Here is a 17,377-nt window from a genome sequence, read left to right on the forward strand (position 1 = left end):
AGGTTATGTTTTTTTGGATTGTAAAACATCCGTAAGAGATATTTGCGCAGTACCAGGTTGTAAGGGTTTTTGTTGATTGGGGTGAGGCGCCCAACCAGAAAGCCATATAAAAGAAAAATGTGCACGAATACGTCCATCAGGATCACTAAATTTTTGTGCATAAATCTCAGCGGCACGGAGGAAAAAGCGTTTGGAGACAGGGCGCCTTGAACGCTTAATGAGGGCATTTTGCATTCCCATCGCTTTAAGATCGTGCATAAGGTCAAACATTGTCTTATAACGTATTGTGATATCTTCAACGTCTGCTACAGGCAGAGCAAATCCAACACGCTGTAAAAGAGCGCCTGCATCACGAATGTCGGCAAAAGGATAGACCCTAGGGCTTGCTCCACCATAGATCTCAATTTCAGCCTGTATAAGGCATTCACGGAGTTCTTTAAGCGTATCAGCTCCCGCCATAACAGCCAGAAATAAACCATCTGGTTTAAGAATATTTTTTATTTGGCTTAGAACACCAGGGGTATCATTCGTTAATTGTAATGAAAGAAGTGAAACAATAAGATCGCAGTAATTTTGAGGCAAATCCAGAAATTCTCGATGGCGTAAATGAAATTTTTTATCATCGCTTTGATAAATTCTATCGGTTTCAATACGTTCTATAGAACAAACTTTTCCAGATTTCATGAGAGCTTGTGTGGCAAGGTGTGTATGGCTGTGTAAATCGAGCGCTAATGTAAAGAGGCGATCAACAGTGCTAAGGCGTTTATAGAGATCTTCTGCCATGAGAGAGAGTAAAAAGTCATCTCCTTTTTTTGCTTTTTGGAAGGCGCGTTTGCGGAATTGTTCAATGCGGTTATGATCAAAAATTAAAGGATGCGACATATTGTGGAACACTTTCGATCTATAAAAGAATATATTTTGAAAAGGTTCATGTTTGTGGAAGCTCTGTCAAGTTTATAATGTGAAAGAAAAATAAATTTATGGAAGGTTAAGAGTTTTTAAAGAAATTAAAATTATAAATTGAGGAAATATACAAAGGAACTTTTGTTCTGTGGGGAAACTGTAAAAGCCTAAATTTATAATGTTTTACTTTCGAGAAGCGGCTTTAAATAGCGGGGATATACTAAGTCAGTTCATTGAACGTTTTAAAGCGATGCTTTATCCACCAATTTGTCCTGGATGTAAGCAAAATGTTTCTACTTATGGGACCATTTGTCCGGAATGTTGGAAAGACCTTCAATTTATTACGAAACCTTATTGTCCTGTTATGGGGATTCCTTTTGTTTGCGATATGGGTGATGGTTTTCTTAGTGGTGAAGCGCTTCGTAATTCTTACCCTTTTTCACGTGTTCGCTCAGTCATTGTTCATGAAGGGCTTGCACAAACTTTAGTAACGCGCTTAAAATACGGTGATCATATAGAATTGGCACCCTTTATGGCCAATTGGATGATGTTTGCTGGACGTGAGGTTATTGATGAGTGTGATGTTATTATTCCTATTCCATTGCATTTTCGTCGTTTTTGGGAGAGACGTTATAATCAATCTGCCGAGCTTGCACGTTATATTGCAGCATCAAAAAAAAAGGTTTTAAAACCGGGTTGGCTTGTTCGTTGTCGGCATACGCGTCCACAGGTTAGTCTTTCTTCAAAAGAGAGAAAACTTAATGTAAAAAATGCTTTTAAGGTTTCAGATAAGGTTAAAAAATATCTCAAAGGGCGCTCTATTTTACTGATTGATGATGTTTTTACAACGGGAGCAACGGTTACGGCAGCAGCAGCTGCATTAAAATATGCGGGTGCACGACAGGTTGATGTGCTAACATTTTCGCGTGTCCTTAAAGAAGATTCTATTTTTCCCTCTTCTTAGAGGGAACTAAAAGTGAATATTATTAAAAAAATATTGGAGGATAATACTTATGAAAGAGATAATCATTTATACACGTCCTAATTGCCCTTATTGCATAAAAGCACGTGATTTATTTGATAAAAAAGGCGTAAAATATACAGATATTGATGCTTCCACATCTCTTCGTCAAGAAATGGTACAGCGCGCAAATGGACGCAATACATTTCCACAAATTTTTATAGGTGATTATCACGTTGGTGGTTGTGATGACCTTTATGCTTTAGAAGCTGAGGGAAAACTCAATTCTTTATTACAAGGCATATAATCGTTGTAAATGATATCTCCTTAAGATTATGGCATATCCTTAAGGCCGTTTTGCGAGAAGGAGATAGTTAACATCCATGTCTTTTGAGCGATTCCAGCTGTCATTGAATAGATTATAAGTAATCCCTATCTCATCAATGACAGTCAGAGCATTTTTTGATAAGAAATTTTTAAGCTCTTGGGGTTTTAGAAATTTTTTATAATCATGGGTTCCTTTAGGGAGCCAATGGAGGATATATTCAGCGCCTATAATAGCGAGCCCCCATGCTTTCCACGTGCGGTTGAGTGTTGCGACAAACATCAACCCTTGTGGTTTTAGCATTTTTGCTGTCGCTTTTATGAAGAGATCAACGTCAGCGACATGTTCAACAACTTCCATATTAAGGATGATATCAAATTTTTCTCCTTCATTAGCGAGCGCTTCTGCTGTTGTAACGCGATAGTCAATTGAAAGGTTATTTTGAGCGGCATGGATTTTTGCGACTTCAATATTCGTTTGTGCAGCATCAACGCCTACGACCATAGCGCCAAGACGTGCCATAGGTTCACATAACAAGCCTCCTCCACAGCCAATATCAAGAATTTTCAAATTATCAAAGGGCGTCAGTGAAGCAGGGTCACGATTAAACTCTAAACAGATTTTTTCTCTGATGTAAGCAAGGCGTGTTGGATTAAATTGATGAAGAGGCCGAAATTTTCCTTGTGGATTCCACCATTCTGTAGCAATCCGTGAAAAGTGATCAATTTCACTTTGATCAATAGTGGTTGGAGTTTCCTCTATCATGGTGCCTTCCTTTTATTTTTAACGATTAAGTCACGGAGACTTTATATCAAGTTAAGAGCGATTAATATAATCATAATGCAACTTGCACAAATGATCGATATTCGCTATGTCGAGAAAATGGTTAGTTGATAGAGCATCTTATTCTCATCTATCATGCGAAATAAAAGATGTAAGGTTAAGAGTGTTATTAATGGCGCGCATTGTCATGAAATTTGGGGGAACGTCTGTCGCAAACATTGAATGTATTCATAATGTTGCACGGCATGTCAAAAGGGAAGTGGATGCAGGCAATGAGGTTGCTGTTGTCGTATCTGCGATGGCGGGTAAAACCAATGAGCTTGTCCAGTGGACATGTGATGCTTCCCCCATACATAAGGATACGCGTGAATATGACCTTGTGGTTGCTGCTGGTGAACAGGTTACTTCAGGTTTGCTGGCATTGACACTTCAAGCAATGGGTGTGAATGCACGTTCATGGCTTGGTTGGCAGATTCCTATTCATACAGACAATGCACATGGTCGGGCACGGATTACTGATATTGATGGCTCTTTTTTAATAGAGCGTTTTCAGGAAGGGCAGGTTGCCGTTATTGCTGGTTTTCAGGGAGTAACCCAGGATAATCGGATTTCTACCTTAGGGCGTGGAGGATCAGATACAAGCGCTGTTGCTATAGCGGCGGCTGTACAAGCTGATCGATGTGATATTTATACAGATGTGGATGGTGTTTATACAACGGATCCACGTATAGAACCGAAAGCGCGTCGGCTACCAAAAGTAGCTTTTGAAGAAATGTTGGAAATGGCGTCTTTAGGGGCAAAAGTTTTACAGGTTCGTTCTGTTGAATTGGCTATGGTTCATAAGGTTCGTACCTTTGTACGTTCAAGTTTTGAGGATCCTGATGCATTAGGCATGGAGGATCCAGTGAGTTCTTCTGGAACACTTATTTGTGATGAGGATGAAATCGTGGAACAACAAAATGTCACTGGTATTGCGTTTGCTAAGGATGAAGCGCAAATTTCGCTACGTCGGCTTGCTGATCGTCCAGGAATTTCGGCAGCAATTTTTGGTCCTTTGGCTGAAGAGTGTATTAATGTTGATATGATTGTGCAAAATATTTCTGAAGATGGCTCAAAAACGGATATGACTTTTACTGTACCATCAGCAGATGTAGAAAAAGCCGTTGCACTTCTTGAGAAAAATCGCAAAGAAATTGGATTTGATGTTCTCCAATTTGAAAGAGACCTTGCCAAAATATCTGTGATTGGTATTGGAATGCGCAGCCATGCAGGTGTTGCCGCCACAGCATTTAAGGCTTTGGCTGAAAAGGGTATTAATATTCAAGCAATCACAACTTCCGAGATTAAGATTTCTGTTTTGATTGATAGCGCTTATACTGAACTTGCGGTGAGAACATTACATGCTGTTTATGGACTGGATAAGAGTTAAGTATTTTTAAACGCTCAATTTTAAAAACATAAATTTTTAATAGGTATGAATGATTTGTTCTATCAACATAATTTATATTTTTAATTTAAATGAGAATAATGAATACCGTGAAATTCTTTCATTGAAGATTTCCTGATAATATTATGATGAAGCGAAAAAATGTTTTCTTTCGTATTATAAGCAAGATTGGTATAGGAATAAAAACTATTTAAGAGATAATATAAAATACTTCTTATAAATCATTTAGATATAAGATAAAGGAAAATAAGAATTGTTTGTAAGTTAAGTATTTTTCAGAGAAGAAAAATGCACTAGGTATATGTCCTGAAAGAGGATTTATACTTCATAATCAACATCATAGAGCTTATGGAGTTTTTTAGTTGCTTCAAAATTAAAAATATTATCCTAGCAGTCAATCAGTTATAAAAAATTTTAATCCCTTGTGCTGAAGAGGATGGTGCTCTTGATATCATACCTCTGATAGCAAGAGATAAAATGCTTTACCTCTAAACAAAAGGGTTTTAGATGTAAAATGATATAAATTATGAATGGAGAGAAATGTATCTTAATAAAGATATTTATAATTCCATGTGGTCTTGGAAGCCATATTCTGGTTCTTTTGTTGCTTTATGTGGATTTGATGGGAGTGGAAAGACTACTCAAGCACAAGAAATTTCTCGCCATTACTCACAAGAAAAACATATAATACAAACTTTTCAACCCAGTCACTGGTATAGAAATAATCAAGAGGTGAGAGGTTATTTAGAGAGTGGAAAACCAATTGATTCATTGTTTTTAGCGCTTTTAGCCGCAACAGATAGACGAAAGCATACGCTTGAAATTATCGAACCTTCCTTAACTTCATCGCAAAATTTATTAATCAGCGATCGATATGTTTATTCTAGTCTTGCTTATTTCTACGCTCGAGGACTTTCTCTTGAAAGTGTGATTAAATTAAATCAATCTATTCCAAGACCTCATATCACATTTTATCTTCATTTACCGTCTGCTGCTATTATCGAACGATTGCAAAAAAGGGATGGTTTAGCCTTAAAATACGAAGAAAAACGCTCATTTATTGAAAAAGTTTCTGAAGTATATCAGCTTTTATCAGAAATAGACGAACGATTTATCGTTATTGATGGAACTGCTTCTATTTCTTTAATTCATAAGCAAATACGACACCATATAGACAAGGCTTGTTTTGACGATGAATAAAACTATACCCATTGATGAATATCATTTTAAAAATTTATCTATACTCCTTTATGAGCTAGTTTAGATTTTACACCTAGAGCTTTAAAAGGTCTGCTTACGATAATTTAAGCGTTTTGAAAAAATATTATATATCTTAATATTTTTATGAGCTGACAGGTAATCATTAAACAGCAACACACTTTTTTGAAAAATTCAAAGGAGGGAAATTATTCAAAAAGCTTATCAATTTCTGCTCTGATCATGATATTTTCATTCTTTGAGATACTCATATGGCGATATAAGAACGCGCTGTAGAGACAAGCACAAATATATTGGAGTACAGAGAATAAGATAAGGACAGAAGCGATAATAACAGAAACTACTTTTTTAAAGTTTAATATTCCGATCTCTAACAAATAAAACAACCAGAGACAATTCTGAATATTTTTATGAGGATCTTCAAATTATTGTTCATTTGATCAATAAGAATATAAGGTAAAGATACTCTAGCAAGCAACTACACATCCATTTCTAGGATTATAGGCAAAACCTTGATTATGCTAAAAGATTAGTCCAACAAAGCAGATGATTGTTTTAAAGAAACATCTCTCAACGTATCCAAACTTATTTCGCGTTGGTTACCGGTGAATAGCATAATAATAAAGTCATTAAACATTGATACCTTTACGTTTGTGAAGAAACAAGCTGGTACCATCACATTATTTGCCAGCTCTAGAATGTTGCAAGCCCTTGATACTTAAGATTCTTCATAAAAGGCGTTTTTAGTTCTGGTTTTAAAAGTTCTCCCCATACAGCTACCCCATTTTGAAGTGCAAGGGAATGGTTTTTATTGAGCATTATGAAAGTTTTTTATTGCGCTTAATATAAATAAATCCATACCCCAGACCAATAAGAGCAGATAAACCAGAGCCACAAAGAACCCCAATTTTTGCCGCATCGAGCAAAATAATATCTTTAAAGGCGAGCATTGAAACAAAGATAGACATTGTAAAGCCAATTCCTGCTAAAAAACCGATAAGTAAAATGCCTGCCCATGTCATTTGAGGAGGGAGGCGGCATAATCCTGATTTTACGGCGAGATAACTGGCTGTAATAATGCCAAGGGGCTTACCAACGAAAAGACCAATGACAACACCAAGAATAATTAAGAATGATTTGTCAGAAGAAAGGTCAAAGTTTGCAAAACTTACGCCCGCATTTGCGAAGGCAAAAATCGGCATGATACCGTAGGCAACCCATGGGTGCAATATTTTTTGAACGCGTGTTACTGGAGCAATCATAGCACGCTGTCCTTTACGCATTTTTTTCAGTGCAGTTGAAATATGGTGGAGATCTGTTTTTGCATTTTTTTCTTGGAGAATTTGCATAGCGTTGCTGAGCATGGTGAGTGGTGCAACAAGCGTGCGGGTAGGAAAAACAGGGGTCATCATACCTAAGATAACACCAGCAAGTGATGGATGAACGCCTGTTATCATTAAACCCCACCAGATGATTGCACCAGGTAACGTGTAAAGCCATGCTGATGCAAGTCCAATCCACTGAAAAAAGAGTACCAAAGCAATACCTGCTCCTGCAATCATTAAACCACTAGGATCAATGTTAGTAGAGTAGAAAAAAGCAATAATGAGAACAGCGATAATGTCATCAATAATCGCTAAAGACAAAAGAATGATATGAAGGTTAGAAGGGATTTTTTTTCCAAGAAGAGCCAAAATACCTAGAGCAAAAGCAATATCTGTTGCTGTTGGGACAGCCCAACCGTGGATATGCCCACCGTTAGAGTTGAAGATGAAATAAATGATTGCAGGGACACAAACGCCACCTATTGCCGCAATAATTGGTAAAATTGCTTGTTTAAAATCAGCAAGAGCACCTTCATGAATTTCGCGTCGAATTTCCATGCCTGCGACAAGAAAGAAAATAGTCATAAGGGCATCATTAACCCAGAAATGTAAATCCCATGAAAGAGTGAAATGACCCAAACTAAAGCCAAGAGGTGTATGCCAAAAAGATTCATAGAGATCAGCATATTGAGAATTAGCAAAAATGAGTGCAGAAGCAGCAGCAAGTAAAAGAACAATACCACTCAAAGCTTCAATATGGAGAAAACGCTCGATAGCGGAAAGCGCTTGATTAGTAACACGAGAAGCGCGATTAGGCAGACGATTTGAAGATAAATCAGACATGGACAACTCCGACTATCGGCAATTTTATGATTCTATATTTTTTGTGTAAGAGACTCTATCATGGTGTTTTCTGTATCATATAAAAATAAAAAGAGAAATAAAGTTCTGAAGTTTATAAAGAAGATCATCATGATTAAAGCATACTATTTTTAAGGTGATGCTTCATTTTTAATAGCGAGATCTACTTTACTTAAAACCTTGGATAGATCATTTTTTAGAGCGGATTCAAGGTCAACCATTGTGAGCCCTTTATTATCTTTTGCTTTAATTTTAACGATCAATGTTTGCGGGTTTTTAGCAAATTCACCTAAAGATTTTGAAATTTTTTCTGCTTCGTCATGGTTTTTTAGCAATATTTTTGGGGTTTGCGTCATTATTAAATAGAAATCGTCGTAGAGTTCCTTTTTAAGGTCATGTTGGCTGTCATTAAGGTTTTTCGCAAGATAAGAAAAAAGCTCATTAATGAAACCGGCATCCCTATATTTTATATCAATTTCATTGATGCCAAGGCCTTGAGAAGCAGCAATCATGATATTTTGTTGACCAGAAAAAAGCGTTTCATCAACACCAATAACTTTAGCTGATATGTTTCCAGATCCAACGTCTTTCATATTGAAAGACATTGCATCAAGAAAGAGCATACGTTTTTTTTCATCGTAAGAAATATCAATTTTTCCTGAAATATCAATTTGTTCAAATCCTATCTTTTTTAAAAATTCTAAATCTTTTTCATTCATTTTTTTAGGTAGAACGGAAAGGTTATTGAGAGAAAGAAAAAGCTTTTTGGGGATAGGATGTTTCCATAAGCTTGGTTTAAAGTGGAATGATTCTAAAGTTGCTTTCAATGATGGGATATCAACGGTGACATTATCAACTTTGGCATCTGCTGAGGTAATGGCGAGCAGTATGTTTAGCAAGAGACCATTTTGTGCTGCTTTTTCTGCAATTTTATTATTCTCTTTTCTTGCATTAAGATAAGCTTTGACTAATTTTTCAGGGGTTTGTTCAAGCGGTTTCATCTTGAGACCAGATGTTTTAAATTGGCCGAGGGAGAAAGTGCTATTTTTTTCTGCTTCTTCAAAAATATCGACACTGATATTGCTCATAGAAATAGGGCCAGTGACGGTTTTTCCTTTATTGAGAACGTTATTTGTTCCGAAAATGAGAGAATAGGCATAATTGATGTCAATGTCTTGGGCTTTTATTGTATCACTTTTAGCTGTCAGCTGCATCTGTTTATTACCATTGACTGCAACCGTTTTAAGATCCATATTTTTGAGGCTAACGGAACGGATATGGCCGCCTTTAAAATCAGAAAGCTGAAAATTCTTAAATTCAATCGTTTCTGTGCGTTTTTTTTCATTTTCTATAGAAAGTTGTATATTTGGTGCAGTAATTGAAGCAAGACTAATACGCATCACTGATTGTAAAAGATGTGATGTGATTGTTCTATCTTTTCCTTTTATGTATACACTTTTAAGAGAAATTTGCGGAATTTTTACATGAATATTATTATACTTTAAATCAACATTATAAAATGTAAAAGTTCCAGGAATAAAAGAAAGAGGAGGACGGGCAGAAATGGCACCAATTTTAAGTGATATACCAGCCGGAACGGGGAGTATAACATTTTTCAAATTGACTTTACCCAGAATGGTGACTTCAGATTTTTTTGCTTTTATGGAACGGCGCGCTATCTCTTTTTTTACAAAACTGTCAAGATAGGGTTTTGCAATATAAAATCCACCAACAACTATATTTGCCAAGATAGCAAAAAATCCAACAATGTAAGCGAGCCAATATTTTAGATAATTTTGATACCCACTATTACGATTGACCATTCTTTCTTCTTTCATTTTTATCACTCTTTAAAGAGTGAAGATAAACTCTTTTAAGCAACGACAAATGTTAAAATATAGCGTGTACCAGTTTCAACAGTCATCTATTTTCTATATTAGAATTATTCTCATCTTTTTTGCAATATCACTTTGTCAACTTTTATCGATTTTCTTTGGATTTGGAATGTTATAAAAAAGCATGCATAATTTAAGGAGAGGTAAGTTTATACACATCATATTTTTTATCACTTTAAATTATCCTAAAATATCCCTATTTCTGCTTTTATCTTGCTGCTGTTTATAGGAACATTTAAAACATAAAAGATATGTTTTTGTTCATGATGATTTAATGGGGAGAGCTAAGTGTTATGACAGAAAATCAAATAATGGCCTTTTTGATTATTGGTCTCATGATGGTTGTTTTTATTTGGGATCGATTTCGGTATGATCTTGTCGCTATTTGTACATTATTAATAGCGTGTGCTCTTGGTCTTGTCAGCCCAAAGGAAGCTTTTAGCGGTTTTAGTAATGATATTGTTATTATCGTGGGGAGTGTGTTTGTTGTCAGTACAGCTGTATCACGCTCTGGTGTCATGGAATTTATTATTCAACGAATATGGCCAGATGTGAAATCGGTGCGTCTTCAATTAGCTTTTTTGGTTCTTTCTGTTGTCCTATTATCAATGTTTGTTAAAAATATTGGTGCTTTAGCTATTATGCTTCCGATCGCTTTTCAGTTTGCTCGTCGTTCTCAGGTTTCTCCTTCTGTCTTTTTAATGCCTATGGCCTTTGGTTCTTTGTTAGGGGGGCTTATGACACAGATAGGAACATCACCCAATGTTGTTATTTCAGCGATGCAAGAACGTTTAGCAGGAACACCTTTTACGATGTTTGATTTTACACCAGTTGGTGCGGTTATTGCGGCGGTTGGTGTCTTATATTTGGTCTTTTTTTATTGGCTTTTGCCTGTGCGTGTGCGTTCAGGTGGATCGTTTGATGATGCCATTGATATTCGTAATTATGTTGCAGAAGTGCACATTCCAATAAATTCACCGATTGTGGGGAAAAGTATTGTTGATTTGGTTAAGCCATCAAGTGGTGATGTTATGGTGCTTCAAATTATCAGAAACAAAGTATCGATTTCACCATTGCCAGATTTTGTTTTGTCTGAAAACGATATTATTTTGCTGGAAGGGTCGCACACAGGAATAGATAGTGTGATGAATTCTGCTCGTTTAGAGTTTTCTAAGGAGCGAACTCTTTCTAAACGTGATAAAGACAGTGATATTGATATTATTGAAGCGGTTATCACGCATAACTCGCCTCTTATTGGCATTAGTGCGAAAGAATTTTCTCTATTTGATCACTATAATGTCAATTTGCTTGCTTTAAGTCGTCAACATGAAAGAGTGCGAGGAAGACTTGATGATATTATTTTCCATCTTGGGGATGTGATTGTTTTGCAAGGACAAGATGCGGTTATTCCAAATCTATTAAGGGAATTGAAATGTTTACCCCTAGCAAAACGCAATATTGTGTTTGGAAATTTACGACATGGTTTTATATCTTTAGCCATTTTATTTATAGCCATTATTTTTACAGCTTTTCATATTGTTCCAGTTGCTTTTTCTTTTTTTTCTGCTGCTGCTGCAATGGTTATCTTTCGCGTTTTACCCGCGCGTGATCTGTATCAGGCATTAGATGGTCCAATATTAGTCCTATTAGCGGCTCTTATTCCGGTGAGTGAAGCGTTAGAAAAAACAGGATGTACAGACCTTATTGGTCAATGGTTGAGCCAACTGGCAATATTTTTCCCGCCCTCTGGTGCTTTAGCACTGATGTTGGTAACAGCCATGTTGGTCACACCATTTTTGAATAATGCAGCAACGGTTATGATGGTCGCTCCCATAGCATCAAGTTTTGCGCATTCTCTTCATTATAAACCTGAAGCTTTTTTGATGGCGGTGGCCATTGGTGCGGGGTGTGAGTTTCTTACACCTATTGGACATCAAAGTAATATGCTTGTGATGGCGCCAGGAGGATATCGTTTTAGTGATTATCCACGTCTGGGGGCTCCATTAGCGGTGTTGATCATTATTGTTGCTGTTCCTATGCTTATGTGGGTTTGGCCATTACAATAAGATGCTTTTCAAAAGCCTTGAGTATCAATTACGAAAAGGTTTTAATCGTATGAAGATGAAGAGAGGTATCTTTTGTGTAAAAAAATCTTTGAAGTTTGGGGAACGTGTTTTTAATAACACTCTAGTATTTTTTCAGCTAGGTGATAATTTTTTATTTGGTCTTAGTCAGAAAACTTTGGCTATCGTTTTTGGTAAAGATTGTGCATGTTTAATACAACTTTAAAACCAAAGATAAGGTATCAGTTTTTTAAAGGACTTTAAAAAATTATCTTTGGTATACATTGAATTAGGAAAGAATGATTAATACTATCAACAAGCATGTGAGAATATTAAGGTCATAATCTTTTTTATAAGACTCAAAGTTTATAAGACACAAGGGATGTAAAAGCAGTCATGCGAACCAAAAGGGCTTTTACATCGTTTTTGATTAAGAGAGTTGCAAAAATATAATTGATTTTGTTACATGTCGATTTGAAATAAATAAATGAACAATGTAGAGATTTTTCGTTAATTTAGGACTACCATCTTTGTCCCTTTATGCGTAAAAGTGTAGAAAGTAAATTTTTTTACAAGGTATATTATATGTCGTATGATAGTTTTATTGCTGAAGTTAATGCAGAGTTTCGTCAGGAAAAGGCGCTTGCTTTTTGGAGACGTTATGGTTTTTCAATTATTGGGGCGATTATTCTTTTCATATTGATGATAGTTATTTATCAAGTTTATCATCATATGCAAATAAAGAAAGCCAGCCATATTGGTGATGCATTTGTCAAAAGTCTTAATTTTGCGGATACACGTGATTTTGATAAGGCAATAAAGCAATTGGAGAGTGTTAAAAACTCTAATTTCGGGGCATATCCTTTTCTTGCCCGTTTGCGGGAGGCTTCTTTACGCATGGAGCAAGGTGATCTTATCAAGTCGATGGAGATCTTTGATTCTGTTGCAGCGGATGAGAAAGCACCGCAGATTTTGCGGAAAGTAGCGAAAATTCGATCAGCCTATATTTTAGTTGATACAGGGACCTTGGATGATGTCAAAAAGCGTGTAAAAGATATGGCAAATGATATTGATCCTATGCGTCTATCTGCACGAGAGGCTTTAGGCTTAGCTGCTTATAAAGCAGGGGAGATTGATGAGGCCGTTGATTATTTTCAGAAAATTTCTGCAGATAGTGCGTTGGGATCAAAAATAACAGATAGGGCTCGAATGATGCTTGAGCTTATGCAAGCTGAGGGCAAGACAAATAAGGAATAAATCGATGAGCCTTACCATTGCTATCGTTGGTCGTCCCAATGTTGGGAAATCAACACTTTTTAATCGTTTGGTTGGGCAAAAATTGGCTTTGGTTGATGATAAGCCGAGTGTAACACGTGATCGGCGCATTCATGCGGCAAAACTTCAAGATCTACGTTTTGATGTGATTGATACAGCTGGGTTGGAAGAAGCTGGAGATCATACACTTGAGGGGCGGATGCGTTCTCAGACAAAAGCTGCGATTGATGAGGCAGATCTTGTTTTGTTCTTATTTGATGCAAAGAGCGGAATAACACCGAGTGATTTAAATTTTGCTTCATTAGTTCGCAAATCAGGAAAACCGATTGTTCTTGTTGCCAATAAGTCTGAGTCAAAAGCGGCAACAGGGGGAGAGTATGAGGCATGGTCATTGGGTTTGGGGGAGCCGTGTCCAATATCGGCTGAACATGGTTTGGGACTGAGTGATCTTCGTGATGCCATTATAGACGCTGTTGGGTTAGAGCGCGCTTTTGGCAACAACAAAGAAGAAGATATAATGATACAGCCAGCGTCTAGTGGGTATGATGTCAATTCTTCGGAAGAAGAGGGGCTTATTTACGATGAAAGTAAGCCTATTCGAATTGCCATTGCGGGGCGGCCCAATACAGGGAAATCCACCCTGATCAATAGTATGTTGAAGCAAGATCGGTTGTTAACAGGACCAGAAGCAGGGTTAACACGCGATTCTATTTCTGTCGATTGGGAATGGCGTGGTCGTCATATTAAACTTTTTGATACTGCGGGTTTACGTCGAAAATCAAAAATTCAAGAAAAATTAGAAAAACTATCGGTCGCTGATACTTTGCGTGCTATTCGTTTTGCAGAAGTGGTGGTCATTGTTTTTGATGCAACAATACCTTTTGAAAAGCAGGATTTACAAATTGTTGATCTTGTGATTCGTGAAGGGCGTGTTCCAGTTATTGCTTTCAATAAGTGGGATCTTATTGAAAATAGTCAGGCTACATTAATTGATTTGCATGAAAAATGCGCACGATTTCTCCCTCAAGTTCGCGGTTTGAGGGCTATTCCTTTATCGGGACAATATGGTCAAGGAATTGATAAACTCATGGAAAATATCATGATGATGCACCGCGTGTGGAATCGTCGCATTTCCACGGCTAAATTAAATCAGTGGCTTGAAACTGTTGTAACACATCATCCACCACCTGCAATTTCGGGGCGTCGACTTAAGGTTAAGTATATTACACAGGTGAAAACACGTCCTCCTGGCTTTATGATTTCTTGCTCGCGCCCCAAAGTCATGCCCCAATCGTATTTGCGTTATCTTGTCAATGGATTACGTGAAGCGTTTGATATGTTTGGTATTCCAGTTCGTTTATCATTACGAGCCTCTGATAATCCTTTTGCGACACGTTCTAAAAAGAAATGAGACTTCTTTTATTTTAAAGTGAATGAAATTTACCGAACTTTAAAAATAAGCTTTTCCGTTGTTTAGAGTGTTTTAACTATAGAAAATGAATTGATAACCTCAACAAACGATTATCATCTTTCTCTTCATAAAAGGAAAAAATTCCCTATTTACTAAGGTTATTAATCATCAGAGCATTATAGAGCTTTCTCGTTTTAATTATTTTTTGATAAAGATTCTTTACTTGCATGTTATAGAAGAATTTAATCGGAAATATTTCAGGAAGAGCATATAATCCTCTTAAGGGATTATTCTAATGCAAAAACAGAAGCGCTATGAGGAGAGGGGAATACAATGAGGATGCTCGTTTGAAAAGAATCTTGAAATTATCTTTTAATTTTCAATATTTTTTCAAGACGAGATCTATTACAACATTGGCAGTTAGCAAAGTGTTTGATGGTGCTGGTTTGTCACTTCATAAGTTATGAGAATAATCCTATGAGCTTTATATTATCATGGAGGCTTTTACCCATTTACGGATGTTGTCATGAAACTGGTTTGGAAATTTTAAGAAGTATCTTTTTAAAAAAGCACATGAATTGAAAAAATGTGTTATTTATACGATAAAATTTATACGATAAATTGTGATAGATTTCTTTTAATATCTTGACGAATAAATTCGGGAACAATATGATGCACACGATTTTATGAGATGCATTTTCACTTTGCTTTTTGATTAGGGAGCCAATAATGGCTATGGGCGAAAAACCCGTTACAAGCCGCAAAGAGGCTGAAGAGAGAAAGCAGAGAGAGTGTTTTCATTCAGAAGATTTGAAATGTCGTAGTAAGAACTTAAGCGTGGCTTTAGTGCGCAAACAAGCATTAAAGAAGAAAGAACATAAGAATAAGCGGGGAAAGTCACAAGGAAGGATGGCAGATGCAATTAAACTTTCCAGTGAGTTTCTGGCAAGTGTTATCGTTGGTGTTATTTTGGGGTTAGGGTTTGATAGGTTAACAGGTTCATGGCCTTGGGGATTGGTATTTTTCCTCTTCCTTGGCTTTGCTGCTGGCATATTGAATATTCTTCGTGCTGTGGGGACTATTCCCTCCAGTCAGTTAGGGAAAAAAGGCGCATTGCGCCAAGATGAACAAGATAAAGAGGCCCATAAGAGGTCCGATAAATGAGGTTGAAGTGACGGCGCACGCTCCAGATCCTATTCATCAGTTTGAGGTTTCACGGCTGATTAATATTTCCATAGGGAATATAGATTTATCCTTTACAAATGTATCGTTGTTTACTGTCATTACCGTTGTTGTAACTTCTATTTTTCTCTTCCTTTCATCCTCAAGTCGTGGATTGGTTCCAACGCGCATGCAATCTCTTTCAGAAATGGCCTATGAGTTTGTCGCATCGACTTTGCGAGAATCATCTGGTTCGCAGGGAATGCAGTTTTTCCCTTTAGTTTTTTCTCTTTTTACTTTTATCTTAGTGGCTAACTTTATTGGTCTTTTTCCTTATTTTTATACGGTGACCTCACAGATCATGATCACGTTTTCGTTGGCAATGGTGGTTATTTTGACGGTGATTGGTTATGGCTTTTATAAACATGGAGTCAGTTTTTTAAAACTGTTTGTTCCCAGTGGGGTTCCTGTTGTTGTTTTACCTCTCGTAACAATGATTGAGATTATTTCTTTTCTCTCTCGCCCCATCAGTCTTTCACTTCGTCTTTTTGCGAATATGCTTGCTGGTCATATTACGCTCAAAGTATTTTCGGGGTTTGTTGTTTCAATGATTGGGGTGGGAATCGTAGGTATTGGTGGTTCGGTTTTGCCTCTTATTATGACTGTAGCGATTACGGCTCTTGAGTTTTTGGTTGCATTTCTTCAGGCTTATGTCTTTACAGTTTTAACATGTATGTATCTTAATGATGCAATTCATCCAGGACATTAAACTGGCGGATTTCCGTCGGAGAGTACAATTTTGCTTTAAAGGAGAATAATATGGAAATGGTGCTTGCTGCAAAATATATTGGAGCTGGTCTTGCTTGCTTTGGTATGGCTGGAACAGCTTTAGGACTTGGTAATATTTTTGGAAGCTATCTTTCTGGTGCGTTACGTAATCCATCAGCAGCCGATAGTCAGTTTGGACGTCTCGTCTTTGGTTTTGCTGTGACAGAAGCTTTGGGTATTTTTTCATTGCTTATTGCTTTGTTACTTCTTTTTGGGGTTTGATCGTCATCAAAAGGGTATGTTTGTTCTCGCTATGAGGAAAAATTTACCCTTTTAGCTCTTAACCGGAAAAATGTACGTTATCATTGGTTATAGAGGGTTAAGCTATTTAAGGGATGAAGGAAGATGTTTGTTTCCAGCGCTTATGCACAGAATACTGAAACGTCGATAGAACATATCAAGCAAGTGGCAGAGCATGCAAATCGTGTGTTTCCACCTTTTGATTTTGTTCATTTTAGTTCGCATTTTTTCTGGTTGGCCATTTCTTTCGGACTTTTTTATCTGTTTATCTCTCGTGTGATTGCGCCGCGTATTGGTGGTGTTATTGAAACACGTCGAGATCGAATTGCCTCTGATTTAGATCAGGCAATGCGCATGAAACAGGAAGCAGATACTGTTGTTGAAACTTATGAGCGTGAATTAGCACAAGCGCGTCTGAAAGCTCACACGATAGCACAAGCGGCTGGTGAAGAATTAAAACAAAAGGCTGAGCTTGAACGGAAGGAAATTGAGGAGAGTTTAGAAAAAAAACTTGCAGATGCTGAAAAACAGATAGCAAAAATTCGGGATAAAGCAATGCAAAATGTTGGTTCTATCGCTGAAGAAGTTGCCCTTGAAATTGTGAAAAAATTGATTGATGTTGATATCAGTAAAGAGGCTGTTCGTTCAGTTGTTAAAACTGTGGATTATTGAGGAAGACAA

At 36.9% G+C, this 17,377-nt stretch carries 15 protein-coding genes; 11 read left to right on the top strand and 4 right to left on the bottom strand.

Annotated elements, in window-relative coordinates; genetic code table 11:
* Nucleotides 1-3 precede the first annotated feature (3 nt).
* Nucleotides 4-882, bottom strand: coding sequence for a methyltransferase domain-containing protein (locus AC6ER9_RS05680; RefSeq protein ID WP_497073831.1), 879 nt, complete (start codon nt 880-882; stop codon nt 4-6).
* Nucleotides 883-1,081: 199 nt separating this feature from the next.
* Between AC6ER9_RS05680 and AC6ER9_RS05685 the strand changes: the two genes are divergently transcribed.
* The gene (locus AC6ER9_RS05685) at nt 1,082-1,867 is read left to right on the top strand and encodes a ComF family protein (RefSeq protein ID WP_497073832.1); all 786 of its coding nucleotides are present in this window, start codon (nt 1,082-1,084) and stop codon (nt 1,865-1,867) included.
* A gap of 49 nt (nt 1,868-1,916) precedes the next feature.
* Nucleotides 1,917-2,171: a glutaredoxin 3 gene (gene grxC / locus AC6ER9_RS05690; RefSeq protein WP_497073834.1), complete on the top strand. Its 255-nt coding sequence runs from the start codon at nt 1,917-1,919 to the stop codon at nt 2,169-2,171.
* Between the two features lie 39 nt (nt 2,172-2,210).
* Here grxC and ubiG read toward each other — a convergent pair whose 3' ends face one another.
* On the bottom strand, nt 2,211-2,954 hold the full coding sequence (ubiG, locus tag AC6ER9_RS05695) for a bifunctional 2-polyprenyl-6-hydroxyphenol methylase/3-demethylubiquinol 3-O-methyltransferase UbiG (protein WP_497073835.1): 744 nt from the start codon (nt 2,952-2,954) through the stop codon (nt 2,211-2,213).
* Between the two features lie 190 nt (nt 2,955-3,144).
* Between ubiG and AC6ER9_RS05700 the strand changes: the two genes are divergently transcribed.
* Complete coding sequence (locus AC6ER9_RS05700; RefSeq protein ID WP_497073836.1) at nt 3,145-4,401, top strand: aspartate kinase; 1,257 nt, start codon at nt 3,145-3,147, stop codon at nt 4,399-4,401.
* 558 nt (nt 4,402-4,959) lie between these two features.
* On the top strand, nt 4,960-5,619 hold the full coding sequence (gene tmk, locus AC6ER9_RS05705; protein WP_497073837.1) for a dTMP kinase: 660 nt from the start codon (nt 4,960-4,962) through the stop codon (nt 5,617-5,619).
* Nucleotides 5,620-6,455: 836 nt separating this feature from the next.
* On the opposite strand, the gene nhaA is transcribed toward tmk, so the two are convergent.
* The gene (gene nhaA, locus AC6ER9_RS05710; protein ID WP_497073838.1) at nt 6,456-7,805 is read right to left on the bottom strand and encodes a Na+/H+ antiporter NhaA; all 1,350 of its coding nucleotides are present in this window, start codon (nt 7,803-7,805) and stop codon (nt 6,456-6,458) included.
* Between the two features lie 149 nt (nt 7,806-7,954).
* Nucleotides 7,955-9,661 carry an aq_1923 C-terminal domain gene (locus AC6ER9_RS05715; protein ID WP_497073839.1) on the bottom strand — a complete coding sequence of 569 codons (1,707 nt, stop codon included), beginning with the start codon at nt 9,659-9,661 and terminating at the stop codon, nt 7,955-7,957.
* A 350-nt stretch (nt 9,662-10,011) separates the two neighbouring features.
* On the opposite strand from AC6ER9_RS05715, the gene AC6ER9_RS05720 reads away from it, so the two are divergent.
* The 7 genes from AC6ER9_RS05720 to AC6ER9_RS05750 all read left to right on the top strand — a co-directional run bounded on the left by AC6ER9_RS05720 (nt 10,012) and on the right by AC6ER9_RS05750 (nt 17,368).
* Nucleotides 10,012-11,784, top strand: a complete 1,773-nt coding sequence (locus AC6ER9_RS05720) for an SLC13 family permease (protein WP_497073840.1) — start codon at nt 10,012-10,014, stop codon at nt 11,782-11,784.
* 582 nt (nt 11,785-12,366) lie between these two features.
* Complete coding sequence (locus tag AC6ER9_RS05725; RefSeq protein WP_497073841.1) at nt 12,367-13,038, top strand: DUF2659 family protein; 672 nt, start codon at nt 12,367-12,369, stop codon at nt 13,036-13,038.
* A gap of 4 nt (nt 13,039-13,042) precedes the next feature.
* Nucleotides 13,043-14,467, top strand: coding sequence for a ribosome biogenesis GTPase Der (gene der / locus AC6ER9_RS05730; protein ID WP_497073842.1), 1,425 nt, complete (start codon nt 13,043-13,045; stop codon nt 14,465-14,467).
* 729 nt (nt 14,468-15,196) lie between these two features.
* Nucleotides 15,197-15,631 carry an AtpZ/AtpI family protein gene (locus AC6ER9_RS05735; RefSeq protein WP_497073843.1) on the top strand — a complete coding sequence of 145 codons (435 nt, stop codon included), beginning with the start codon at nt 15,197-15,199 and terminating at the stop codon, nt 15,629-15,631.
* A gap of 7 nt (nt 15,632-15,638) precedes the next feature.
* The gene (locus AC6ER9_RS05740) at nt 15,639-16,397 is read left to right on the top strand and encodes a F0F1 ATP synthase subunit A (protein WP_497073844.1); all 759 of its coding nucleotides are present in this window, start codon (nt 15,639-15,641) and stop codon (nt 16,395-16,397) included.
* Nucleotides 16,398-16,447: 50 nt separating this feature from the next.
* Complete coding sequence (locus AC6ER9_RS05745; RefSeq protein ID WP_005773968.1) at nt 16,448-16,678, top strand: F0F1 ATP synthase subunit C; 231 nt, start codon at nt 16,448-16,450, stop codon at nt 16,676-16,678.
* Between the two features lie 123 nt (nt 16,679-16,801).
* Nucleotides 16,802-17,368, top strand: coding sequence for a F0F1 ATP synthase subunit B (locus AC6ER9_RS05750; RefSeq protein WP_497073845.1), 567 nt, complete (start codon nt 16,802-16,804; stop codon nt 17,366-17,368).
* The last annotated feature ends 9 nt before the right edge of the window (nt 17,369-17,377 follow it).

The organism is Bartonella sp. SL317 (genome assembly GCF_059687655.1).

Bases quoted from the DNA above. Each gene is read 5' to 3' on its own strand.
- AC6ER9_RS05680 (WP_497073831.1), bottom strand. From the start codon at position 882: ATGTCGCATCCTTTAATTTTTGATCATAACCGCATTGAACAATTCCGC.
- AC6ER9_RS05685 (WP_497073832.1), top strand. From the start codon at position 1,082: ATGTTTTACTTTCGAGAAGCGGCTTTAAATAGCGGGGATATACTAAGT.
- grxC (WP_497073834.1), top strand. From the start codon at position 1,917: ATGAAAGAGATAATCATTTATACACGTCCTAATTGCCCTTATTGCATA.
- ubiG (WP_497073835.1), bottom strand. From the start codon at position 2,954: ATGATAGAGGAAACTCCAACCACTATTGATCAAAGTGAAATTGATCAC.
- AC6ER9_RS05700 (WP_497073836.1), top strand. From the start codon at position 3,145: ATGGCGCGCATTGTCATGAAATTTGGGGGAACGTCTGTCGCAAACATT.
- tmk (WP_497073837.1), top strand. From the start codon at position 4,960: ATGTATCTTAATAAAGATATTTATAATTCCATGTGGTCTTGGAAGCCA.
- nhaA (WP_497073838.1), bottom strand. From the start codon at position 7,805: ATGTCTGATTTATCTTCAAATCGTCTGCCTAATCGCGCTTCTCGTGTT.
- AC6ER9_RS05715 (WP_497073839.1), bottom strand. From the start codon at position 9,661: ATGAAAGAAGAAAGAATGGTCAATCGTAATAGTGGGTATCAAAATTAT.
- AC6ER9_RS05720 (WP_497073840.1), top strand. From the start codon at position 10,012: ATGACAGAAAATCAAATAATGGCCTTTTTGATTATTGGTCTCATGATG.
- AC6ER9_RS05725 (WP_497073841.1), top strand. From the start codon at position 12,367: ATGTCGTATGATAGTTTTATTGCTGAAGTTAATGCAGAGTTTCGTCAG.
- der (WP_497073842.1), top strand. From the start codon at position 13,043: ATGAGCCTTACCATTGCTATCGTTGGTCGTCCCAATGTTGGGAAATCA.
- AC6ER9_RS05735 (WP_497073843.1), top strand. From the start codon at position 15,197: ATGGCTATGGGCGAAAAACCCGTTACAAGCCGCAAAGAGGCTGAAGAG.
- AC6ER9_RS05745 (WP_005773968.1), top strand. From the start codon at position 16,448: ATGGAAATGGTGCTTGCTGCAAAATATATTGGAGCTGGTCTTGCTTGC.
- AC6ER9_RS05750 (WP_497073845.1), top strand. From the start codon at position 16,802: ATGTTTGTTTCCAGCGCTTATGCACAGAATACTGAAACGTCGATAGAA.